This is a genomic window from Mesorhizobium tamadayense (assembly GCF_003863365.1).
In the GTDB taxonomy this organism is placed as follows: domain Bacteria; phylum Pseudomonadota; class Alphaproteobacteria; order Rhizobiales; family Rhizobiaceae; genus Mesorhizobium; species Mesorhizobium tamadayense.
In genome coordinates this window covers 56,342-76,910 of the sequence record NZ_RQXT01000011.1, presented here as the reverse complement: position 1 = coordinate 76,910, position 20,569 = coordinate 56,342, and the positions used below count along the sequence as shown (strand labels likewise).

Annotated in this window: 24 protein-coding genes; 6 read left to right on the top strand and 18 right to left on the bottom strand. The window is 64.5% G+C overall.

What is annotated here, in order from left to right; translation table 11 throughout:
* Positions 1–6: 6 nt before the first annotated feature.
* The gene (locus EH240_RS11775; RefSeq protein WP_124998340.1) at positions 7–363 is read right to left on the bottom strand and encodes a YciI family protein; all 357 of its coding nucleotides are present in this window, start codon (positions 361–363) and stop codon (positions 7–9) included.
* A 445-nt stretch (positions 364–808) separates the two neighbouring features.
* On the opposite strand from EH240_RS11775, the gene EH240_RS11765 reads away from it, so the two are divergent.
* Positions 809–1,234, top strand: coding sequence for an OsmC family protein (locus tag EH240_RS11765; RefSeq protein ID WP_124998336.1), 426 nt, complete (start codon positions 809–811; stop codon positions 1,232–1,234).
* 29 nt (positions 1,235–1,263) lie between these two features.
* Here EH240_RS11765 and EH240_RS11760 read toward each other — a convergent pair whose 3' ends face one another.
* From EH240_RS11760 to EH240_RS39835, 7 genes are all read right to left on the bottom strand, one after another.
* Complete coding sequence (locus EH240_RS11760) at positions 1,264–1,890, bottom strand: YceH family protein (protein WP_124998334.1); 627 nt, start codon at positions 1,888–1,890, stop codon at positions 1,264–1,266.
* 238 nt (positions 1,891–2,128) lie between these two features.
* Entirely contained in the window at positions 2,129–2,908 is a 780-nt protein-coding gene (locus tag EH240_RS11755; protein WP_124998332.1) for a succinate dehydrogenase iron-sulfur subunit, read from the bottom strand.
* Positions 2,908–3,342 carry a DUF3052 family protein gene (locus tag EH240_RS11750; protein WP_124998330.1) on the bottom strand — a complete coding sequence of 145 codons (435 nt, stop codon included), beginning with the start codon at positions 3,340–3,342 and terminating at the stop codon, positions 2,908–2,910. Before EH240_RS11750 ends, EH240_RS11755 begins: the two co-directional genes overlap by 1 nt.
* Before the next feature lie 2 nt (positions 3,343–3,344).
* Positions 3,345–5,180 carry a succinate dehydrogenase flavoprotein subunit gene (sdhA, locus tag EH240_RS11745; RefSeq protein WP_124998328.1) on the bottom strand — a complete coding sequence of 612 codons (1,836 nt, stop codon included), beginning with the start codon at positions 5,178–5,180 and terminating at the stop codon, positions 3,345–3,347.
* Positions 5,181–5,184: 4 nt separating this feature from the next.
* Entirely contained in the window at positions 5,185–5,580 is a 396-nt protein-coding gene (sdhD, locus tag EH240_RS11740; RefSeq protein ID WP_124998326.1) for a succinate dehydrogenase, hydrophobic membrane anchor protein, read from the bottom strand.
* Positions 5,580–6,002, bottom strand: coding sequence for a succinate dehydrogenase, cytochrome b556 subunit (sdhC, locus tag EH240_RS11735; protein WP_124998324.1), 423 nt, complete (start codon positions 6,000–6,002; stop codon positions 5,580–5,582). Before sdhC ends, sdhD begins: the two co-directional genes overlap by 1 nt.
* A 223-nt stretch (positions 6,003–6,225) precedes the next feature.
* Positions 6,226–6,420 (bottom strand): hypothetical protein, encoded by a 195-nt coding sequence (locus tag EH240_RS39835; protein WP_342634078.1) that lies wholly within the window; start codon positions 6,418–6,420, stop codon positions 6,226–6,228.
* Between the two features lie 491 nt (positions 6,421–6,911).
* Here EH240_RS39835 and EH240_RS11725 point away from each other — a divergent pair, with 491 nt between their 5' ends.
* On the top strand, positions 6,912–7,265 hold the full coding sequence (locus EH240_RS11725) for a hypothetical protein (protein WP_124998320.1): 354 nt from the start codon (positions 6,912–6,914) through the stop codon (positions 7,263–7,265).
* Between the two features lie 107 nt (positions 7,266–7,372).
* Here EH240_RS11725 and EH240_RS11720 read toward each other — a convergent pair whose 3' ends face one another.
* Entirely contained in the window at positions 7,373–8,569 is a 1,197-nt protein-coding gene (locus EH240_RS11720) for a GGDEF domain-containing protein (RefSeq protein WP_124998318.1), read from the bottom strand.
* A 157-nt stretch (positions 8,570–8,726) separates the two neighbouring features.
* Here EH240_RS11720 and EH240_RS11715 point away from each other — a divergent pair, with 157 nt between their 5' ends.
* Positions 8,727–9,041 carry a hypothetical protein gene (locus EH240_RS11715; RefSeq protein WP_124998316.1) on the top strand — a complete coding sequence of 105 codons (315 nt, stop codon included), beginning with the start codon at positions 8,727–8,729 and terminating at the stop codon, positions 9,039–9,041.
* Positions 9,042–9,111: 70 nt separating this feature from the next.
* On the opposite strand, the gene leuC is transcribed toward EH240_RS11715, so the two are convergent.
* The 7 genes from leuC to rplS all read right to left on the bottom strand — a co-directional run bounded on the left by leuC (position 9,112) and on the right by rplS (position 15,595).
* On the bottom strand, positions 9,112–10,521 hold the full coding sequence (leuC, locus tag EH240_RS11710; RefSeq protein WP_124998314.1) for a 3-isopropylmalate dehydratase large subunit: 1,410 nt from the start codon (positions 10,519–10,521) through the stop codon (positions 9,112–9,114).
* A 443-nt stretch (positions 10,522–10,964) separates the two neighbouring features.
* Positions 10,965–11,600 (bottom strand): class I SAM-dependent DNA methyltransferase, encoded by a 636-nt coding sequence (locus tag EH240_RS11700; RefSeq protein ID WP_124998312.1) that lies wholly within the window; start codon positions 11,598–11,600, stop codon positions 10,965–10,967.
* 90 nt (positions 11,601–11,690) lie between these two features.
* The gene (locus EH240_RS11695) at positions 11,691–12,500 is read right to left on the bottom strand and encodes an amino acid ABC transporter permease (RefSeq protein WP_124998310.1); all 810 of its coding nucleotides are present in this window, start codon (positions 12,498–12,500) and stop codon (positions 11,691–11,693) included.
* A 264-nt stretch (positions 12,501–12,764) separates the two neighbouring features.
* Complete coding sequence (locus tag EH240_RS11685) at positions 12,765–13,562, bottom strand: transporter substrate-binding domain-containing protein (protein WP_124998306.1); 798 nt, start codon at positions 13,560–13,562, stop codon at positions 12,765–12,767.
* A 174-nt stretch (positions 13,563–13,736) separates the two neighbouring features.
* A complete protein-coding gene (locus tag EH240_RS11680; RefSeq protein WP_124998304.1) occupies positions 13,737–14,240 on the bottom strand; it encodes a MarR family winged helix-turn-helix transcriptional regulator in 504 nt (167 codons plus the stop codon).
* Complete coding sequence (locus EH240_RS11675; protein WP_124998302.1) at positions 14,237–14,671, bottom strand: organic hydroperoxide resistance protein; 435 nt, start codon at positions 14,669–14,671, stop codon at positions 14,237–14,239. The genes EH240_RS11680 and EH240_RS11675 overlap by 4 nt, the downstream gene beginning before the upstream one ends.
* 381 nt (positions 14,672–15,052) lie before the next feature.
* The gene (gene rplS / locus EH240_RS11670; protein WP_124998300.1) at positions 15,053–15,595 is read right to left on the bottom strand and encodes a 50S ribosomal protein L19; all 543 of its coding nucleotides are present in this window, start codon (positions 15,593–15,595) and stop codon (positions 15,053–15,055) included.
* Positions 15,596–15,906: 311 nt separating this feature from the next.
* On the opposite strand from rplS, the gene EH240_RS11660 reads away from it, so the two are divergent.
* Complete coding sequence (locus EH240_RS11660; protein ID WP_124998298.1) at positions 15,907–16,659, top strand: sulfite exporter TauE/SafE family protein; 753 nt, start codon at positions 15,907–15,909, stop codon at positions 16,657–16,659.
* A 134-nt stretch (positions 16,660–16,793) separates the two neighbouring features.
* On the opposite strand, the gene trmD is transcribed toward EH240_RS11660, so the two are convergent.
* Together trmD and rimM are read right to left on the bottom strand one after the other, a co-directional pair.
* Entirely contained in the window at positions 16,794–17,495 is a 702-nt protein-coding gene (trmD, locus tag EH240_RS11650) for a tRNA (guanosine(37)-N1)-methyltransferase TrmD (protein WP_124998296.1), read from the bottom strand.
* Positions 17,492–18,088, bottom strand: coding sequence for a ribosome maturation factor RimM (rimM, locus tag EH240_RS11645; protein WP_124998294.1), 597 nt, complete (start codon positions 18,086–18,088; stop codon positions 17,492–17,494). Before rimM ends, trmD begins: the two co-directional genes overlap by 4 nt.
* Before the next feature lie 97 nt (positions 18,089–18,185).
* On the opposite strand from rimM, the gene EH240_RS11640 reads away from it, so the two are divergent.
* Complete coding sequence (locus EH240_RS11640) at positions 18,186–19,124, top strand: tyrosine recombinase XerC (protein ID WP_124998292.1); 939 nt, start codon at positions 18,186–18,188, stop codon at positions 19,122–19,124.
* Between the two features lie 215 nt (positions 19,125–19,339).
* Positions 19,340–20,404, top strand: a complete 1,065-nt coding sequence (locus tag EH240_RS11635) for a TraB/GumN family protein (protein ID WP_124998290.1) — start codon at positions 19,340–19,342, stop codon at positions 20,402–20,404.
* The last annotated feature ends 165 nt before the right edge of the window (positions 20,405–20,569 follow it).

Below are 20,569 nucleotides of genomic sequence, written 5' to 3'. Positions count from 1 at the left end.
ACGCGATCACGATCCCGGCACGTTGTAGATCGCCCTGACCTCGACGGTTCCGAGTTCGGCGAGCGGAATGCGGTCGGCGATCGCCAGCGCCTCGTCGAGATCGGCAGCCTCGACCATGACGAAGCCCAGCAATTGCTCCTTGGTTTCGGCGAACGGGCCGTCGGTGACCAGCCGCTTGCCCTTGCGCCGCCGCAGCGACTTCGACATCTTCACCGGTTGCAGCGCCTGGGCGATGATCAGCTTGCCTTGCCGATCCAGCTCCCTGTCATAGGCAAGCGAGTCGGCGTCGAGCTTGGCCGATTCCTGCGGGGTAAGCGCGAAGAGGTCCTTTTCCTGGCCGTAGACCAGCAGCACATATTTCATTTCCAACTCCCATAATGCGATGAACCATAGGATGCTATGGCAAGGGTGTCAGCCTCGCCTTTGCCGGCGGCAGAATGGTCGAGCAGCCATGCCGCAGCCCCGATAATGGCGATTGCCGCGAGCAACCGGCCGAAGCCTGACGCCGGCGGATTCAGCCAGAAATCCTCCCGTCGTTGAGCCTTTCGGCCCGGCCTCTTCCACAATGCGAAAACAAATTATCCATCTTGAACCTCCATCCGCCACAAAACCTGTGGCCGCTCGCAGGACGGTCGAGCTGGATGGAAGTCGACATTTTTGCACGCATATTTTTTTAGAAATTTTGCCCACGCCGCGGATGCTGGATGCCACGGCATCAAGAGCACGGATGGCCTTCCGGCGCGCCCGCGCTATAGTCAAGGAGAACGCCGGCGCCGCCGGCGCAACCCCGACAAGCCAGGAGGACTTCATGGACCGCACCGCAAACGCCGTCTGGAAAGGCAATCTGAAGGAAGGCAACGGCACGCTGGACACACAGAGCGGAACGTTGAAGGGCACACCCTATTCCTTCAAGGCTCGCTTCGAGGATGAGAGCGGCAAATCCGGCACCAATCCGGAAGAGCTGATCGCCGCGGCGCATGCCGGCTGCTATGCCATGCAGCTGTCGCACTTCCTGGCCGAGAACGGCACGCCCGCCGCCGAGCTCGACGCCAAGGCCGTGGTGACGCTGGTGCCCGGCACCGGCATCACCGGCAGCGCCATCACCTTGGTCGGCAAAGTTCCGGGCATCGACGCGGCGAAGTTCAAGGAACTGGCCGAGAAGGCCAAGGCCGAATGCCCGGTCTCGAAAGCGCTCGGCGCCATCAAGGTCTCGCTCGACGCCAGGCTTGGGTAGCTGCGTTATCTATTGGACAGCAGCGATCCTTAACTGCCCAACGCCTCGATCTTCGCGCGCAGCGCTGCCACCTCTTCCTCGAGTGCCCGCACGCGGGCTTCGAGGTCAGTGTCCGATGACGCCGCCGGTTGCCACGACGCCGCGACTGCCGACACCTCCACCGGTCCGCTGAGCAGATGCACATAGCGCTCCTCGCGCTGGCCGGGGGCTCGTTCGAGCAGTTGGACAAGCGGCGGCCTGCGGCCGATCATAAGGTCGAGATTGTCGCGAAGCTCCTCGATCGACCCAAAGCGCGCCATGCGTTCCGAGCGCGCGAGCAGCTCATGCGCGGTCTGCGCGCCACGTAGAAGCAAGAGCCCGATCACCGCGATCCGCGGCGTGGTCAGCGAAAAGCGCTGCGCCATCTGATGCTCGTAGCGCTCGACGCGCGAGGCGAAGACCTGGCGCACCAGGCCCTTCTGCTCGAGCTGGCTCAGCGCCCGCCTGATCTCGGTGAGCTCCAGCGCCATCACCGGCTCGCGCGCCGTCTTCTGGTTGGCGGCGGCATGCGCGCCATTGAGCGTCAGCGGATAGACGTCCGGCGTCAGCTCCTTCTTCTCGATCAGACAGCCGAGCACACGGGCTTCGATGGCGGAGAGGATGGGGAGGTCGGTCATTGGATTGGCTATCCTTCTAAGTCCGGAGGGACAGCACCCCCCTCTGGCCTGCCGGCCATCTCCCCCGCAAGGGGGAGGTCGGCATCTTCAGCGCCGTTCGTCCATTCTTGCAACGTTGAAGATTAGCGAAAGCAGAGATGATGGCCAATCTCCCCCCTTGCGGGGGAGATGTCCGGCAGGACAGAGGGGGGTGTGAAGGATCGCTACCGATGACAATTTCATCGGCAACAACCTTGGTCTAAACCCTTCGCTCGACCATCATCTTCTTGATCTCGGCGATCGCCTTCGCGGGGTTGAGCCCCTTGGGACAGGTCTGCGCGCAGTTCATGATGGTGTGGCAGCGATAGAGCCGGAACGGGTCTTCCAGATTGTCGAGCCGCTCGCCGGTCGCTTCGTCGCGGCTATCGATCAGCCAGCGATAGGCCTGCAGCAGCGTTGCCGGGCCGAGATAGCGCTCGCCGTTCCACCAGTAGCTCGGGCAAGAGGTGGAACAGCAGGCGCACAGGATGCATTCGTAAAGTCCGTCGAGCTTCTCGCGCTCCTCATGGCTCTGCAGCCATTCCTTGGCGGGTTCCGGCGAGACCGTTTTCAGCCACGGCTCGATCGAGGCGTGCTGGGCATAGAAATTGGTGAGGTCCGGCACCAGGTCCTTGATGACGGGCATATGCGGCAGCGGATAGACCTTGACCGCGCCTGAGATGTCGTCGCAGCCCTTGGTGCAGGCCAGCGTGTTGGAGCCGTCGATGTTCATGGCGCAGGAACCGCAAATGCCCTCGCGGCAGGAGCGGCGCAGCGTCAGTGTCGGGTCAATCTTGTTCTTGATCCAGAGCAGCGCGTCGAGCACCATCGGCCCGCAATCGTCCATGTCGACGAAATAGGTGTCCATGCGCGGGTTTTCGTCGTCGTCTGGCGACCAGCGGTAGATGCGGTATTCGCGGAGGTTGGTGGCGCCTTCCGGCTTCGGCCAGGTCTTGCCCTGCTGAACCTTCGAATTCCTGGGAAGCGTGAGTTCGACCATTACCTGCGGTCCTTTCGGATGACGAGCTTCAGCCCGGACCAGATTTCATTCACGGCTGCGACCTTGACGTCGACGAGATCGCGTTTCAGCGCCTCGGCGCGGATGACGTCCTCGGTGACGTCTGTCGCCATTTTCGATGCCTTCTTCGGCCAGGAGATCCAGATCATGCCGTCGCGCTTGATGGCGGTCTCGATGCCGGCAAGACCATCCTCGATTTCGGCGCGCTGGCGGGTGAAGGCATGCACGGCATCATATTTCTGTGTACCGGAAATCGCCGACCACTCAGGCAGCCGATCGACCCCGGCAAACGCCACGGCTCCGGCCAACTCATCGAGTTCCGCCGGCAGCGCGATGAAGGCGGCAACCATGCCGTCCTTCAGGCCGAGCTTGGCCGGAAGGGGTGTGCCGGAATATCCTGCGGCCGCCAGCGCCATGGTCAATACACCCTGGCCTTCGGCGCGATCTTGGCCGGGTTGATACCGCCGTCCGCTTCCTTGAGCCGCAGTTCGGTATGCACCGGCCGGTAGCTGAGCGTCACCTTGCCGGCCTCGTTGAGACGGGCCAGCGTGTGTTTGCGCCAGGCCTTGTCGTCGCGCGCGGTAAAGTCTTCCCGCGCATGCGCGCCGCGGCTCTCCTTGCGCGCCGCCGCGCCATGGACGGTGGTGATGGCGTTGGCCATCAGGTTTTCCAGCTCCAGCGTCTCGACAAGGTCGGAATTCCAGATCATCGAGCGGTCGTACACCTTTACGTCCTTGAGCTCGCCCCAGATCGCGGAAATGCGCTTGCAGCCATTGTCCAGCGATTCCTGGGTGCGGAACACCGCCGCGTCGTCCTGCATCGCCTTCTGCATCTTTTCTCGCAACACGGCGGTCGGCGCCGAGCCGTTGGCATGGCGCAGCCGGTCGAAACGGTCCATGATCCTGTCGACCGAGGCTTCATTGGGTGAAGGGATCGCTGCGTTGCGGTCGATGACCTGGCCGGCCCTGAGCGCCGCCGCGCGGCCGAACACGACGAGGTCGATCAGCGAGTTCGAGCCCAGCCGGTTGGCGCCGTGCACCGAGGCGCAGCCGGCCTCGCCGACGGCCATCAGGCCAGGCGATACGCGATCCGGGTCCTTCGCCGTCGGGTTGAGCACCTCGCCCCAGTAGTTGGTCGGCACGCCGCCCATATTGTAGTGCACCGTCGGCAGCACCGGGATCGGCTCCTTGGTCAGGTCGACGCCGGCGAAGATTTTCGCCGATTCCGAAATACCCGGCAGCCGCTCGTGCAGCACGGCCGGATCGAGATGGTCGAGGTGCAGGAAGATGTGATCCTTCTTCGGCCCGACGCCGCGGCCCTCGCGGATCTCCAGCGTCATGCAGCGCGAGACCACGTCGCGCGAGGCAAGGTCCTTGGCCGACGGCGCATAGCGCTCCATGAAGCGCTCGCCTTCGGAGTTGACGAGATAGCCGCCCTCGCCGCGCGCGCCCTCGGTGATCAGGCAGCCGGCGCCGTAGATGCCGGTCGGGTGGAACTGCACGAATTCCATGTCCTGAAGCGGCAGGCCGGCACGTGCGGCCATGCCGCCGCCGTCCCCGGTGCAGGTATGTGCCGAAGTGGCGGAGAAATAGGCGCGGCCATAGCCGCCGGTCGCCAGCACTACCATCTTGGCCGAGAAGCGATGGATGGTGCCGTCGTCGAGGTTCCAGGCCACAACCCCGGTGCAGGTGCCGTCCGGCTCCATGATCAGGTCGAGCGCGAAATACTCGATGAAGAACTGCGCGTTGTGCTTCAGCGACTGGCCGTAGAGCGTGTGCAGCATGGCATGGCCGGTGCGGTCGGCCGCGGCGCAGGTGCGCTGCACCGGCGGCCCTTCGCCGAAGTTCATCATCATGCCGCCGAACGGCCGCTGATAGATCTTGCCGTCTTCGGTGCGCGAGAACGGCACGCCGTAATGTTCGAGTTCGTAGACGGCGGCAGGTGCCTGCTGGACCATGTATTCCTGCGCGTCGATGTCGCCCAGCCAGTCCGAGCCCTTGACGGTGTCGAAGAGATGCCACTGCCAGTTGTCGGGGCCCATATTGGCAAGCGAGGCGGCGATGCCACCCTGCGCGGCAACCGTGTGCGAGCGGGTCGGGAACACCTTGGTGATGCAGGCCGTGCGCAACCCCTGCTCGGCCATGCCGAGCGTGGCGCGCAGGCCGGCGCCGCCGGCGCCGACGACGATCACGTCGAATTTGTGATCGACAAAAGTATAGGCGGAAGCCGTGCCGGCTGAATTTGCGTTGGCCAAGGCTTCAGCCTCCGAATGCGAGTTTGAGCAGGGCGAAGAGCGAGGTGACGCCGACTGCGACTGCGAAGAATGTGTTGAGGGCGATCAGCGCGAGCCTCATGCCCTCGCCATGCACATAGTCCTCGATGATCACCTGCATGCCGAGCCGCATGTGATAGAGGCCGGAGATCAGCACCAGCGACAGCACCAGCGCCACGAACGGATTGGCAAGCGAAGCCCGCACGTCGGCATAGCCGTGGCCGTTGACCGCGATCAGGAAGCCGACGAAGAACAGGATGAGCGGGATGTTGGCGATCGCAGTCAGCCGCTGGCGCCAGAAATGGCCGGTGCCTTCCCGGGCCGAGCCCAGGCCGCGGACCTTGCTGAGCGGCGTGCGCATGTCGGTGTTCTTCGTGCTCATCAGAAAGCTCCCCGCGCCATGTAGCCGGCGATCCAGATCAGCAGCGTCAGCACGATAGAGCCGGCGAGCGTCGCCCAGGCGATCTTCGAGGCGGTGTGTTTTTCGAGCCCTGCGCCGGTGTCCCAGACGAGGTGGCGCAGCCCGCCCAGCATGTGGTGCATCAGCGCCCAGGTGTAGCCGAACAGGACCAGCCGGCCGAGCCAGGAGCCGAAGGCCCAGTTCACCCAGTCAAACGCGGCCTGCGAGGTCGAAGCCGCGATCAGCCATGCCGCCACCAGCAGCGTTCCGAAATAGAGCGCGCCGCCAGTGATGCGATGGATGATCGACATCGTCATCGTGATCGGCGGCCGGTAGACCGTCAGATGCGGCGAAAGCGGCCGTTCACGTTTGGCAACTGCGCGGGTGGCTGGTGATTTGCTCATGGCTCCCCCAGTTCGGCGTTCCAGAGCCGCGAAGGATGCGGCTTTTGCCGCCTCGATGTGGCTTCGGATAGCCGGTTTCTAATGCGCTTTTTGCACCGCGTCAAAGCCGGAAAATCGTTTTGGAAACGTCATTTAGTCTGACAAAATGGGGAAATTCCGCTTCAATCGATTAGCGAGCGACCCGGAATCCGGCGCAACGTCGCTGCAGTGCGGCAGGAGATTGCTACCTTCTGCAGGTGAGCGGCGTCGCCCCCTTCTTCATCAGCAGCGCCTCGCGTCCGTCGATCACAACTGCGTCATGCGTCGCCGCCGCTTGGTAGCGGCTGCTCTGGTTGGCGGGCGACGCCGTAAACTCCTCGGTCCAGCCATCCGGCCCGGCCACACGCAGCGACGTGCCGAGATTTTGGATGGAGATCATGCCGCTACTGCCGCATCTGTAGGTGGCCATGCCTATACCGGATCTCGGTACGGTAAGGTCGGTGGTGATCTTGGTTGCCGATGCCGTAGGCGCTGCAAGTCCCGATGACGCCGCGGTGGACTGCTGAGTAGGCGAGACCGCAGGCGATGCCGCCTTTGGCGCACTATCCTGCGATACACAGCCTGCGGCTGCAAGAAGCAGCGGAACGACGAGCGACACCCGAACCGTGCGGTCAAACGTCATGTGCTGCCCCTTTCGTGCGCGGCACGCTAGCCACGCGGCGCGGCAAGATCAAGCTCACCCAGAGTCAGCAGGCTTGGGCCGGGCGACGCGATCGGTCGAACCAGGCCGCCGAAAATTAACCATGTTCATTAAGTTCCGGCCATGAGCGCCATCTGCCCCTTAACAAAGGTTAAGAAAGAGTTAATTTCCGATTCGAACGACGTTTTGCAGGGCGATCCCAAGGGTCGCGCCGTCCAAGGGAGAACGACATGCGTTCGAATTCAGTGCGGGCAAGCTTCGCGGCCGTCACGCTGGCGGCACTCGCCACCGCAATTGCCACACCGTCGGAAGCCGGTTTGCGCCACCACGACCGCGTCTATGCCGATTCCTTCGGCAATCTCGTCATCGACAGCGCCGCCGGTTACAAGCGGATCATCGTCGGCGAAGGCAGACTCGCCAAAAAGCTTTCCGACTACACCGGCGCCGGCCAGCCCGACGTCATCTACGACTCCGACGATGCCGGCGCGCCGGGTTGCTACCAGCCGCCGGTCTTCGTCAAGGGCCGCTCCTATATGTACGGGCTTTCCGACGGCGAGATGCCCAACCTCAGCCCCTGCCGCTGAAGTTGCGAGGCTTCGGCCACCCTCGAAAGCTGTGATGGTCCTCCGGACCAAACAATGGTGTTGGCTATTGGCCTGAAAGTTGGTTTGAGCGGCTCAGCCCGTTCGTCTCAGCCTGCATTGAATGCTTCGGGCACGAAAATCGTTTCCGGCCGCTCATAGGACAGCCGCACGCTGTCGCGGCCGTTCCTCTTGGCCTTGTACAGCGCCTCGTCGGCGCGCCGCATCAGCGGCGCCAGCCCCTCGCTGCCGGTGCGGGCGGCGACGCCGAAGCTTGCGGTCACCCTGGTGCCGGGCGGCAGGCCGTCGACGGCCCCGGCCGAATAGAAGGTGCGGATCGCTTCGGCGAAGAGGCGCGCCGCAGCGAGATCGCTGAGCGGCAACAGCACGGCGAACTCCTCGCCGCCGATGCGGCCGGCAGCGCCCCGTGCGCCCGTGGCAAAGCGCAGCTTGGCGGCGAAATCGGCAATCACCCGGTCGCCCGCCTCATGTCCGTGCCGGTCGTTGAGCGCCTTGAAGTGATCGAGGTCGGCAAGCACCAGCGCGACGGGGAATCTCGCCTTGGCGCATTGATCGAGCAGAAGTGCCGCCCGTTCCTCGAAGCCGCGGCGGTTGAGAAGGCCGGACAGCGGATCGGTGTGGGTCTCGGCCTTCAGCGCCTTCAGCACATCGAGCGCGGCCGCCGTGAACAGGCAGAGTGCGATGAGCAGCGACAAAAGCGCATGCGAAAGCAGCGCCGTCGTCCAATAGGACGAGCCGTAGAAGCCGTCATAGCTTGGGAACGGTCCATGCGCGATGATGACGATCAGGGTACGGGCGGTGAAGTTCAGCGCGGAAAGCAGCGACAGCACGAACAGGATTTTCTCGGTCGGCCCATTGTTGCGCACTGGCCTGAGCTCGGCAGCGACGAGCAGGCTCAGGCCGCCGAAGCCGAAATTCATGCCGAGCACGCGCCAGGTGAGATCCGGCTGGACGAACATGAACCATGCGAAGGCGGCGAGCCCGCCGCCGGTCATGATGCCGATGCCGAAATAGGGCACGCGCCGACCGTAGCGCGCGACTATCGCGCCGGAAAGGCAGCAGGCGGCTATGGTGAAACCTATGTTGGAGATCAGCTTGGTCGCCACGACACCGAGCGGAAGGGTGAAATATTGCAGCAGGAAGCCCAACGCCGACAGGCAGTAGCTTGCCGCCAGCACCGCCAGATAAGGACGATGGCGCTGATAAAACCACAGCACGAGGAACGCAGCGCCAAGCGCCAGCGCTATCGTCGGATTGAGCAGCGCTATGAGCAGACCGGTGTCCAACGGACCGTGACTTTCCCCAACTTACCCTAGGAGAGATGCTAGTCCGGAAGCACAAACAAGCAGTTAAGCCATCGCGTGGGGCAAGGCGAAAATCGGGGGATCAAGGCACGGAACGGCAGCCGCAGACCAGCGTTTTCAGCAAAACAGGAGAACGCCGATGGCCGGTACAATCACTCTGACCGATCACGATGCGATCCGTTCCTGGGCGGCGGCGCGCGCCGGCTTCCCGGCCGTCGTCGACGTGTCGCCCGAGGCCGGAACGCAGCCCATGCTGCGCCTGGTTTTTGGCCAGAACGCCTATGAGGACAACGACCGCCCGGAGCGGCCGTTCAACGCCGGCGGCTACGAGTTGGTCGAATGGGATGAATGGTTCAGGATTTTCGACGAGCAAAAACTGGCGCTGGTGGTCGCCGCCGACGAGCCCGGCCGGCGCGAGGAGTTCCATCAGATCATCCGGCGCGGCGACCGCTGAGCGCAACGCGACGCGCTTTAAAGGCCCGGACCGCGCTGCGATCCGGGCCTGCTGTCGCGTTTGAGGCTGGTTATTTCCAGTCGCGGATGTCGACGAAGTGGCCGGCGATCGCGGCGGCCGCCGCCATGGCCGGCGACACCAGATGGGTGCGGCCTTTAAAACCTTGCCGGCCTTCGAAATTGCGGTTCGAGGTCGAGGCGCAGCGCTCATGCGGCTTCAGCCGGTCGTCGTTCATGGCCAGGCACATCGAGCAGCCGGGCTCGCGCCAGTCGAAGCCGGCGGCGACGAAGATCTTGTCGAGCCCCTCGGCTTCCGCCTGTTCCTTGACCAGGCCGGAGCCCGGCACGATCATGGCGTTGACGCGCGGGTTGACTTTCTTGCCCTCGACCACCTTGGCGGCGGCGCGCAGGTCCTCGATGCGGCCATTGGTGCAGGAGCCGATGAACACGCGGTCGAGCGCGATGTCGGTGATCCTGGTTCCCGGCGTCAGCCCCATATAGTCGAGCGCGCGCAGCTTCGAGGAACGCTTGTTCTCGTCGGCGATATCGGCCGGATTGGGCACGATGCCCTGCACCGAGACGACGTCCTCGGGCGAGGAGCCCCAGGAGACGATCGGCGGCAGTTTCTGCGCATCGAGCACGACCACTTTGTCGAAATGCGCGCCCTCGTCGGAATGCAGCGTCTTCCAATAGGCGAGCGCGGCGTCCCAGGCAGCGCCCTTCGGCGCGCGCGGCTTGTCCTTGACATAGGCGAAGGTGATCTCGTCGGGCGCGATCAGGCCGGCCCGCGCCCCGCCCTCGATCGACATGTTGCAGATCGTCATGCGGCCTTCCATCGACAGCGAGCGGATCGCCTCGCCGGCATATTCGATGACGTAGCCGGTGCCGCCGGCAGTGCCGATCTCGCCGATGATGGCCAGGATGATGTCCTTGGCGGTGACGCCCTCCGGAAGCTGGCCGTCGACGCGCACCAGCATGTTCTTGGCCTTGCGCTGGATCAGCGTCTGGGTGGCGAGCACATGCTCGACCTCCGACGTGCCGATGCCGTGCGCCAGCGCGCCGAAGGCGCCATGCGTCGAGGTGTGGCTGTCGCCGCAGACGATGGTCATGCCGGGCAGCGTGAAGCCCTGCTCGGGCCCGATGATGTGGACGATGCCCTGGCGGATATCGTTCTCGGAATAATATTCGATGCCGAAATCCTTGGCGTTCCTGGCCAGCGCCTCGACCTGGATGCGGCTTTCCTCGTTCTTGATGCCGAACTTGCGCTCGGGCGAGGTCGGCACGTTGTGGTCGACCACGGCGAGCGTCTTTTCCGGATGGCGGACCTGGCGGCCGGTCATGCGCAGGCCTTCGAAGGCCTGCGGGCTGGTGACTTCGTGGACCAGGTGGCGGTCGATATAGAGCAGGCAGGTGCCGTCGTCCTGGCGGTCGACGACGTGGTCGTCGAAGATCTTGTCGTAGAGGGTGCGCAGTGCGCTCATGTGCGTAAATCCGTCGATATGAAAAAGAGAAGAAGCCGGCGCCGGAGAATGCAAGTCCGGCAAGGGCGACGATGCGGTGTCGACCTTAGCTAAGTCGGCTGGTGAGCGCGCCGCAGACGCGCGCGGCAAATCGCGACGGCAGGCGCTTCCTGTCCTGCAGCACGAAACCCTTGTAGGCCGGATCGCCGAAAAGCTCTTCCATGGCGCTGCTCATATCAATGTTTTCGCTTTTCGGCAATTAGCGGGATTTGGCGATATAGGGCATGGAGCGTCGGCGCTGCCCCTCACCTGCCTGCCGGCATCCTCTCCCCGTATAGTGACGGGGAGAGGGGCGCTCTAATCGATGATTTCGCCAATTATCGAGGTTGGAGGAAGAGAGCCGGCGTCGGGGAGAAGTGCCCGGCAGGGCGATGAGGGGCGGCGGCGACATCGGCGATTGACGCTCACAGAACCTGAAACACGAAGGTTTTCACCAGCGCTTCCGGGTCACCGATCGCGTAGCAGCGGAACCACGGGCTTTGTTCCACGGCGCGCCATTTCTCGGCCTGCATCAGCTCATCGAACACCGCCTGGAAGCCGCCGCTCTCAAAAACCTGGTCGCGCACGGTGAAGATGGCGTGGCCGCCGCTCTTGGTGATGCGCACCAACTCATGCAGGCCGGCAGCCGGGGCGTGGCCGATGGTGAAGACGCCGGTCGAGAAGAAGGCGCGGAAATGCCTGTCCGGCCAGGGCAGCGGGCCGCCGAGCATGGCCTTCTTCAGCTTGATATAGGCATTGCGGCTGCCGGCGAGCTTCAGCATGTCGTCGGAGAGGTCGAGGCCGGTGATATCGCCATAGCCCAGCGCCTTCAGCGACGGCCCCGACAGGCCGGTGCCGCAGCCGGCGTCGAGCAGCGGGCCTTCGCCCGGAGGCACATGGCGCGCCAGCCAGGCGGTGATGAGGAACGGCAGCAGATAACCGAGCGAGGCGGTCTCGCTGTCATAGGTCGCCGCCCAGTCGGCATAAGCCTTGGCAAGCGCTTCCGGCGAGTCTGCCGTATAGACGGAATCCAGCGCGGCATTGGCCTTGTCGAAATTCATGGCTCGGTTCCTCCGCACCGGATGCAGACCGCTTGGGTTTGCGACCGCGGCATGCATCGAACGGATCGTAGCGCCGACTGTGCCGGACTTCTATTCCCCGTGTTGCCGGCGCAGCCGTTTCTCCAGCGCCCGCAGCGCCAGAGACAGGCCGACGGTCAGGATGAGATAGATATAGGCGACGATCGAATAGGTCTCGAAGAAGCGGAAGGAGCCGGCGGCGTAGACCTTGCCCATCTGGGTGATGTCGGCGACGCCGAGCACAGAGACCAGCGAGGAATCCTTGACCATGGCGACGAAGTCGTTGCCGAGCGGCGGCAGGATGGTGCGGATCGCCTGCGGGAAGACGATCAGCCGGAAGCGCTGCACGCGCGACAGGCCGAGGGCCTTGGCCGCTTCGATCTGGCCCTTCTCGACCGCCTGGATGCCGGCGCGGAAGACCTCGGAGATGAAGGCCGAATAGCCGATGGTGAGCGCCATGATGGCGCGCCACAAAAGCGAGACGTCGCGCACCAGCAGCTCGCCGAGAAAGCCGGCGCTCTGCAGCGGCGCCGTCAGCGCGTTCCAGCCCGCGACGAAGGCCGGCGCCCCGGCGAAGGCGATCCAGAACAGCAGCACCAGGATCGGCACGCCGCGGATGATCTCGACATAGAAGCGGGCGATCTGGCGCATCCATTGCGACCCCGACAGCGCCATCAGCGCGATGCCGAGCCCGATTGCCGAGGCCAGCGCGAAGGCGACCACCGTGACGAAGACGGTGATGCCGATGCCCTTGGCGACGGTGGCGAAGACCTCGGCGTAAAGGTCGCTCGCGGCGATGGCAAGCGCGGCAGCCAGGGCGAGGACGGCCGCGGCGGCCAGCCACCAGGGGAATTCGGATTTGGCGGCGGAGGATGGGGGCATCAGGCGGCGGCAAGATAGTTGCGAATGCCGCGTTCCGGCACACCCCCCTCTGCCCTACCGGGCATCTCCTCCGCAAGGGGGGAGATCACTTGTCGCGACTGCTTTCGCCAATCTGCAACGTTGAAAGGCGGGCGCCTTCTCAAGAGCTGCCAATCTCCCCCCTTGTGGGGGAGATGTCCGGCAGGACAGAGGGGGGTGGGAAGGAATGAGGCTTTCGCGGCTTTCCGCCCGTAGCCGTTGCGCGCCGCCCGCACCAAGATGAGCCTACTGCCCCATCTTGTAGTCGAGGAACCACTTCTTGTTCAGCGCATCGAGCGTGCCGTCGGCCTTGAGCGAGGCGATCGCCGCGTTGACCGGCTTCACCAGCTCGGAACCCTTCGGGAAGATGAAACCGAAATCCTCGGTGCCGAGCGGCCCGCCGATCAGCTTGAGCTTGCCTTCGGACGCATCGACATAACCCTTGCCGGCAGTGCCGTCGGTGAGCACGACATCGACATCGCCCGACTTCAGTGCCTGCACCGTCGCGCCGAACGTCTCGAACAGCTTGATGCGCGGGTTCTGCTCGTTGCCGTCGAGCACGCTGTAGACCGCCGTGTAGAAGGGCGTCGTGCCGGCCTGTGCGCCGATCAGCCCGTCCTTGAAGGCGCCGAAGGTCTTTGCGTCGGTGAAGCGCGTCTCGTCGCCGCGCACCAGCATGAACTGCTCCGAGCGCATATAGGGATCGGAGAAGTCGACCTTCTGCTTGCGGTCGTCCTTGATGGTGATGCCGGTCATGCCGATGTTGTACTGGTTGTCGGAAACTGCCTGGATCATCGCGTCCCAGGAGGTGTTCTGGTACTCGACCTTGAAGTTCAGCCGCTTGGCGATCTCGTCCATCGCGTCATATTCCCAGCCGATCTGCTTGCCGGTTTTCTTGTCGATGAACTGCAGCGGCGGATAGGCGTTTTCCGTCACCACCACAACCTTCTTGCCGCCGAGATCGGGCAGCGTGTCGGCGAGCGCGGCGACAGGCGTGAGAAGACAGGCCAGCAGGCCGGCCAGCAGCAGTTTCGACTTGGTCATGACAAACTCCCCGAAGATGATTGGCCGCGCTATGCTCGCGCGCCAGGACAAAAGCCGGCGCCGACTTTAGCTTTCCGCAAGCGCCTTGCAAGCCGATCCGCTGCACGGATGAGCGCCAAAGCGGATTTCGATGCTCTGGATCGGCACGGTTTCCGAACGCAGCCGGGAGGGCGATTATTCCGCGGCTTCCGCAACCGCCTCGCGCAATCCGGCGACCATGCGGGTAAGCGTGCCGTGCAGGGCTTTCAGCTCGGCTCGCTCCAGCGGCATGCTGCAAGCGAGAGCCGCCTGGACATCCTTCATGTTCGCCCGCAGAGCTTGGCCCTTGGCGGTTGGCTCGACCAGCACCCGGCGCTCGTCGGCGGCATCGCGCCGGCGGGTGACCAGGCCGCCGGCTTCCATCCGCTTGATCAGCGGCGTCAGCGTCGCTGAGTCCAGACCCAGCGCCTCGCCGAGCGCGCCGACGGTCATGGGCGAGCGCTGCCACAGCGCCAGCATCGCCAGATATTGCGGGTAGGTGAGGCCGAGCGGGTCGAGCAGCGGCCGGTAGAGCTTGGTCATCAGTCCGCTTGCCGAATAAAGCGCGAAGCAGAGCTGCTGGTCGAGGCGCGGAACGGCAATCGTCCCGGCATCATCCGCCGGGACGTCGCTCGCTCGAATTTCGGTTTCAGTCGTCATGCCGCCTTTGCCGCAAGCGCCACCGTGGAAAGCGCCACGTCGATATTGCCCCGGACGGCGTTGGAATAGGGGCAGATCTGGTGCGCCTCCGATACAAGCGCTTCCGCGGCCGTCTGATCAAGACCCTTGATCTCCGCCGCCAGCGCCACGCCCAGCCTGAAGCCGCCCTGGTCGTTGGGGTAGAGGCTGACGGTCGCCGTCACCGCCGCGTCCTCGAGCGGCAGCTTCTGCTTGCGCGCGACGAAGCGGATAGCGCTTTCGAAGCAGGCACCATAGCCGGCGGCGAAAAGCTGCTCGGGATTGGTCGCGCCACCCTGTCCGCCGAGTTCCTTCGGCATCGCCAGATCGAGTTTCAGCAGACCGTCGCTGGTCTCGACATGGCCCGCACGGCCACCAACGACGCGGGCCTGGGTGGTGTAGAGTGCTGACATCTTTTTGGTCTCCATTTGTCTTGTGCGCGATTAGTTAGTGTACAAGACAAATGGATGTCAAGGGCGTTGGCGCTGGGGATTGCCGAAGCCCTCCCAACGTCGTCATCCTTGGGCGTAGCGACGCGAAGCGGAGCGAAGACCCAAGGATCCTGTGTGTTGGTTCCGGTGTATGGTTGAAGTGGGAAGGAGGCCGAGGGGATCCTGGGGTCTGCGCGCGTCGCTGCGCTCCTTGCTCCGCCCCAGGATTGTTTGAGAAGCGAGAGGCCAACGCCCGCACGATCCGGCTTGGCAAGGAGAGGGTCCTTCGCCGAAAGCGCTGGCTGTTTCGCCAAAAGAAAAGGCGGCCGAAGCCGCCTTTCATAACCAGCCTGTCAAAAAGCCTTATTCAGCGGACGCGGACTCGGTTGCCTTCTTCTCGGCCTCTTCCTGCGCCGCCTTCTCGGCGGCTTCCTGGGCGGCCTTCTCGGCGGCCAGCGCCTCGGCGGCGGCGACCTTCTCGGCTTCGATGCGCGCCTTCTCGGCGTTCATCAAATCGCGCTCCTCGTCGTTCAGCTTGCGGGCGCGCACGCCGGTGTTTTCCGAAATGCGGGCCGACTTGCCGCGACGGTCACGCAGGTAATAGAGCTTGGCGCGGCGCACCTTGCCGCGGCGCACGATCTCGACGCCCTCGACCATCGGCGAGTAGACCGGGAAAACGCGCTCGACGCCTTCGCCGTAGGAAATCTTGCGGACGGTGAAATTCTCCTGGAAGCCGGAACCGGAGCGGGCGATGACGACGCCCTCATAGGCCTGGATGCGGGTGCGGGTGCCTTCGGTGACGCGCACCTGGACGCGCACGGTGTCGCCGGGCTGGAATTCGGGCAGCTTGCGCTTGGCTTCGATCCTGGCGGCCTGCTCGGCCTCGAGCTGACGGATGAGATCCATCTTAAAAAATCCACTTCTTGTTCTTCCGACAGCCAGAGCGTCCTCACCTCGCCTTGCAGTTCCAATGACCGCTCGGCTATGCCCTTTGCCATAAGCATCGGACAGGGACGGCTACACCGCCATTGTTGACGGGTTCCGAAAGATCGTTCTTCCGGTTCGGGCGGCGACATACAGCTATTTCGGCGCTTTGTCACGTCTTTGCGGCGTATTTTTTGCCGCCTATGGCACCATCGTATTGCCGCCGTGCCGGGTTGCGCGAGCCCCGCAAGCTTCCTAAGCCGGGAAAAGCGTATTTCCCAGGCCTCTCCTCAATGACATTCTTCGATGCAGTCCTGCTCTTCCTCGCGGGCTTTGCTTCCGGCGCGGTGAACGCCGTCGCCGGCGGCGGCACCTTCGTCACCTTCGGCGCCATGACGCTGGTCGGCCTGCCGCCGATCGTCGCCAACGCAACCTCCTCGGTGACGCAGTTTCCGGGCTACATCACCTCGACGCTCGCTTATCTCGACGACATCAGGCATTTCTGGCGCCAGGCGCTTGTGCTCTGCGTGATATCGGCCTTCGGCGCGCTGGCCGGATCGCTCATCCTGCTGGCGCTGTCCAATCCGTCCTTCCGCGCGCTTGTTCCCTGGCTGCTGATCGCCGCGACCGCCCTGTTCGCCGCCGGGCCGTGGCTGAAGCCGGCGGCCGGACCAGACCACCAGGCCTCGGTCGGCTCGCTAGCCGGGTCGCTGGCGCAATTCCTGACATCGGTCTATGGCGGCTTCTTCGGCGCCGGCATGGGCGTGATGATGCTGGCCACCCTCGGCCTGACGCAGGCCGGCGACTACCACAAGCTCAATGCGCTGAAGAACCTGCTGGCCGTGGTCATCGCGGCCATCGCTATCCTGGTCTTCGTTTCGGGCGGCGTCGTCGCCTGGCCGCAGGCGATCGTCATGATCCCCGGCGGCGCGCTGGGCGGCTATGCCGGGGTGTGGATCGCCAGGCGCGTGCCGCAGGGCGTCGTGCGCGGCTTCGTCGTCGCCGTCGGGCTGTTTCTCGCCTTCTACTACTTCGCCAAGGGCTGATCCCGGCCAATTCAACCCACAAAAGGTCACATACACCATACGCGGTCATGCCTGGGACAGGATGGACCCCTCCTTGCCCAGGTTCGACCGGATGCCCGGATAGAATCCAAGCCACGCCGTGCTTTCGAAGGGCTTCAGCCTTGTCTGATTTTGGCGTCCTGCAACAGGTCCGGCCGCCGTTCCCTGGTCAGCTTCTGCGCCTCCGCGCGCCGCCACTCAGCGATCTTCTTGTGGTTGCCGGAAATCAGCACCTCGGGGATCGATCGGCCCTCGAATTCCTGAGGCCGCGTGTAGTGCGGATGCTCGAGCAGGCCGTTCTCAAAGCTTTCTTCCTCGCCCGAGACAACATTGCCCATGACGTCGGGCAGGAGCCGCACCACGGCGTCGAGCAGCACGAGCGCGGCCGGCTCGCCGCCCGACAGGATGAAATCGCCGATCGAGACTTCCTCTAATTCTCGTGCCTCTATCAGCCGCTGGTCGACGCCCTCAAAGCGGCCGCAAAGGATGACCGCCCCCGGCCCGGCGGCGAGCTCGCGCACGCGGGCCTGGGTGAGCGGTTTTCCGCGCGGGCTCATCAAGAGGCGCGGGCGCGGATCGCCGGCCGGCGAGGCATGGTCGATGGCCTTGGCCAGCACATCCGCGCGCATCACCATGCCGGCGCCGCCGCCGGCCGGCGTGTCGTCGACGGTGCGGTGCCTGTCGGTGGCGAAATCGCGGATCTGGATCGCCTCCAGCGACCAGGTGCCGGCTTCGAGTGCCCGGCCGGCGAGCGACAGGCCGAGCGCCCCCGGAAACATCTCGGGATAGAGCGTCAGCACCGAAGCGGCAAAGCTCACCGGTTGCCCCCGGCGTCCTTCGGTCCGCGCGGCCGGCCCTTGGGGTCGAACCCGGAACCGGCCGGCGCTTCGCTCTCCTCGTCGTCTACCAGCCCTGCCGCCAGCGGATCGACCTGAACGAAACCGTCGGCGATCGACACATGCGGCACCGCGGCCTGGGTGAACGGGATCAGCACGCCCTTGCGGCCGGCGAGCGTGACGTCGAGTATGTCGCCGCCGCCGAAATTGTGCACGGCGACAACCCTGCCGATGGCGCCGGTGTCGTCCCTGACCTCCAGGCCGACGAGGTCGGCATGGTAGAACTCGTCTTCCTCGCCGTCGTCCGGCAGCACCGAACGGTCGACGAACAGCTCCGTGCCGGCCAACGCCTCGGCGGCGTTGCGGTCGTTGATGCCCTTGAAGCGCACCACCACCACCGTGCCGGCCGGCCTGATGTCGAGGATCTGGAAGGTGCGGCCGTCCTTGGTATGGAGCGGCCCGTAATCGGCGAGCGCCAGCGGATCGCCGGTGAAGGTCTTAACCCGCAATTCGCCCTTGATGCCGTGCGCGGCGCCGATCACGGCCATCTGTACGGGGTTCTGGAGCTTGGACATGGCGGCACTTCCTTTGCCTTGCTCTAACGCCCTCCAGCCGCCATTTCAATGACGGGCTCTTCACCGCTTCCTAACCCGCATGCCCGAAACTGCAAGCATGCAGGAATTCCTTATCCCGGCAAAACCCGACCTCCAGGCTGCACGCGAGACCTGGCTGAAGACGCTGGCACGCGAGCGCCGGCTGTCGCCCGAAACGGTCGAAGCCTATGAGCGCGACACACGCCAGTTCCTGCATTTCCTCACCGGACATTGCGGCGGATCGCCCGGCATCTCCGATATAGCCGATCTGCGGCCGGCCGATCTGCGCGGCTTCCTCGCCGCGCGCCGCGCCGCCGGGGCCGGCGCCCGCACGCTTGGCCGCGGCTTGGCCGGCATCCGCTCGCTGCTGCGCTTTCTCGAGCGGCGCGGCCTCGTCAACGCCGCGGGTGCGGCAGCGCTGCGCGCGCCGCGCCAGCCGAAATCGCTGCCCAAGCCGCTGACGGCGAGCGACGCGAAACAGGTCGTGGCCGTGGAAGGGCAGCTCGCGGAAGAACCCTGGATCGCCGCCCGCAACGCCGCGGTGCTGACGCTGCTCTACGGCTCCGGCCTGCGCATCTCGGAAGCGCTGGGGCTCACCGGCACCGATCTTGCCACGGAGACAGACACCGTGCTGCGCATCACCGGCAAGGGCGGCAAGACAAGGCTGGTGCCGGTGCTGCCGGTGGCGCTCAGGGCGGTTGCCGAATACCGGCGGCTCTGCCCCTTCAATATCGATCCGAAGGGCCTGCTGTTCCGCGGGGTGCGCGGCGGACCGCTGAACCCGGCGATCGTCCAGCGCGAGATGGCAAAGCTGCGCTCGGCGCTGAACCTGCCGGTCACCGCCACGCCGCATGCCTTGCGCCATTCCTTCGCCACGCATCTGCTCGGGCGCGGCGGCGACCTGCGCACCATCCAGGAGTTGCTTGGCCACGCCAGCCTGTCGACCACGCAGGTCTATACCGGCGTCGACACGGCAAGGCTGCTCGAAATCTACGAGCAGGCGCATCCGAGGGCGTGAAAGCAACTGGCGAAGCCTTTGGAGTTCGTCATACTAGGGCGAAGCAGGAGCGAAGCGACGCGGCGCTGACCATAGGATGACGACACGATAGGCGTTTCAACTAACCATCAAGACATTCCATCGACAGCTCAAGCGAAATTGTCGAAACTCACCGCATCGGAAACAATTTCTCCCGGTTAACGGTTTTGCCGCTTTTGGCGGTTAAGAAGCTCCTTATGAAACGCGTCATCGCCATCGCCGACCGCGCGGCTCTCGTCTCGTTGAAGCTGCTCGCAGCGCTCAACGTGCTGTTTTTCCTGTCGTTCCTCATGGTCCTGCTGCTGGCCGGCAGGGCGCATGCCGAAGCGCCTGCCTGCGCCGGCAGCGATCTGCTGGCAGGTCTCGCAAAGAGCGATCCCGCCGCCTTCAAGAAGGTCGAGACCGAGGCGGCCGCCGTTCCAAACGGCAAGGGCCTGCTGTGGAAGCTGCAGAAATCAGGCGAAAAGCCGTCATACCTGTTCGGCACCATGCATATCACCGACGCGCGCGTCACCACGCTGCCGGCCGCGGCCCAAAAAGCCTATGACGGCGCCGACACCATCATCATCGAAACCACCGACGCCCTCGACAAGGCCAAGCTGATGGCCGCCATGGCGGCCGAGCCTGGCCTGATGATGTTCACCGACAACACGACGCTGTCCTCGCTGCTGTCACCGGAAGACGCGGCGGTGCTGAACAAGGGCCTCGACGCACGCGGCATTCCGCCCCTGACGGTCGCCAAGATGAAGCCGTGGATCCTGTCGGCCATGGTGGCACTGCCGGCCTGCGAGGTGGCACGACAGAGCGCCGGCGCGCCGGTGCTGGATGTCAAGCTGGCCTCCGACGCCAAAGCGTCCGGAAAGGACGTCGAGGGGCTGGAAACCGCCGCCGACCAGTTGCGCGCCATGGCCTCGCTGCCGCTTGCCTACCACATGAAGGGGCTGGTCGAGACGCTGAAGCTCGGCGACAGGGTGAACGACGTCAACGAAACCATGATCGTGCTCTACCAGCGCGGCGAGGTCGGCATGTTCTGGCCGCTGTTCCGCACCGTGCTGCCCGCCGCCGCGGACGACCAGGCCGGTTATGCCGCATTCGAGCAAACCATGATCACCAGCCGCAACAAGGTGATGGTCGAACATGCCGAGCCAATTTTGGCCAAGGGCAATGCTTTCATGGCGGTCGGCGCGCTGCATCTGCCCGGCCCTGACGGACTGGTCGAAGATTTCCGCAAGGCGGGGTATATTGTTACCGCCGTCAAGTGAGTCGTCTGGCGGCTGGGGAGCGGAAAACGCCGGTTTTTCAGCGCTTTCCGTCCGCCTGCGTGAAACCGATTGCGGGGTCGCGCGTTGATGGCTGTTGATTGAAGCCTTTCATTTCAAGGAGGACACGTTTCATGGCGAACCCTAACGACCCCTTCACCCCTCCGA

Excerpts from the sequence above, each read along its gene's own strand:
- EH240_RS11775 (WP_124998340.1), bottom strand. The coding sequence starts at position 363 with ATGAAATATGTGCTGCTGGTCTACGGCCAGGAAAAGGACCTCTTCGCG.
- EH240_RS11700 (WP_124998312.1), bottom strand. The coding sequence starts at position 11,600 with ATGAATTTCGACAAGGCCAATGCCGCGCTGGATTCCGTCTATACGGCA.
- EH240_RS11755 (WP_124998332.1), bottom strand. The coding sequence starts at position 2,908 with ATGGTCGAACTCACGCTTCCCAGGAATTCGAAGGTTCAGCAGGGCAAG.
- EH240_RS11640 (WP_124998292.1), top strand. The coding sequence starts at position 18,186 with ATGCAGGAATTCCTTATCCCGGCAAAACCCGACCTCCAGGCTGCACGC.
- EH240_RS11750 (WP_124998330.1), bottom strand. The coding sequence starts at position 3,342 with ATGGCGCTGGCGGCCGCAGGATATTCCGGCACACCCCTTCCGGCCAAG.
- EH240_RS11635 (WP_124998290.1), top strand. The coding sequence starts at position 19,340 with ATGAAACGCGTCATCGCCATCGCCGACCGCGCGGCTCTCGTCTCGTTG.
- EH240_RS39835 (WP_342634078.1), bottom strand. The coding sequence starts at position 6,420 with ATGATCTCCATCCAAAATCTCGGCACGTCGCTGCGTGTGGCCGGGCCG.
- rimM (WP_124998294.1), bottom strand. The coding sequence starts at position 18,088 with ATGTCCAAGCTCCAGAACCCCGTACAGATGGCCGTGATCGGCGCCGCG.
- EH240_RS11660 (WP_124998298.1), top strand. The coding sequence starts at position 15,907 with ATGACATTCTTCGATGCAGTCCTGCTCTTCCTCGCGGGCTTTGCTTCC.
- EH240_RS11715 (WP_124998316.1), top strand. The coding sequence starts at position 8,727 with ATGGCCGGTACAATCACTCTGACCGATCACGATGCGATCCGTTCCTGG.
- rplS (WP_124998300.1), bottom strand. The coding sequence starts at position 15,595 with ATGGATCTCATCCGTCAGCTCGAGGCCGAGCAGGCCGCCAGGATCGAA.
- EH240_RS11725 (WP_124998320.1), top strand. The coding sequence starts at position 6,912 with ATGCGTTCGAATTCAGTGCGGGCAAGCTTCGCGGCCGTCACGCTGGCG.
- leuC (WP_124998314.1), bottom strand. The coding sequence starts at position 10,521 with ATGAGCGCACTGCGCACCCTCTACGACAAGATCTTCGACGACCACGTC.
- EH240_RS11685 (WP_124998306.1), bottom strand. The coding sequence starts at position 13,562 with ATGACCAAGTCGAAACTGCTGCTGGCCGGCCTGCTGGCCTGTCTTCTC.
- EH240_RS11695 (WP_124998310.1), bottom strand. The coding sequence starts at position 12,500 with ATGCCCCCATCCTCCGCCGCCAAATCCGAATTCCCCTGGTGGCTGGCC.
- sdhC (WP_124998324.1), bottom strand. The coding sequence starts at position 6,002 with ATGAGCAAATCACCAGCCACCCGCGCAGTTGCCAAACGTGAACGGCCG.
- sdhD (WP_124998326.1), bottom strand. The coding sequence starts at position 5,580 with ATGAGCACGAAGAACACCGACATGCGCACGCCGCTCAGCAAGGTCCGC.
- EH240_RS11680 (WP_124998304.1), bottom strand. The coding sequence starts at position 14,240 with ATGACGACTGAAACCGAAATTCGAGCGAGCGACGTCCCGGCGGATGAT.
- EH240_RS11760 (WP_124998334.1), bottom strand. The coding sequence starts at position 1,890 with ATGACCGACCTCCCCATCCTCTCCGCCATCGAAGCCCGTGTGCTCGGC.
- EH240_RS11675 (WP_124998302.1), bottom strand. The coding sequence starts at position 14,671 with ATGTCAGCACTCTACACCACCCAGGCCCGCGTCGTTGGTGGCCGTGCG.
- EH240_RS11765 (WP_124998336.1), top strand. The coding sequence starts at position 809 with ATGGACCGCACCGCAAACGCCGTCTGGAAAGGCAATCTGAAGGAAGGC.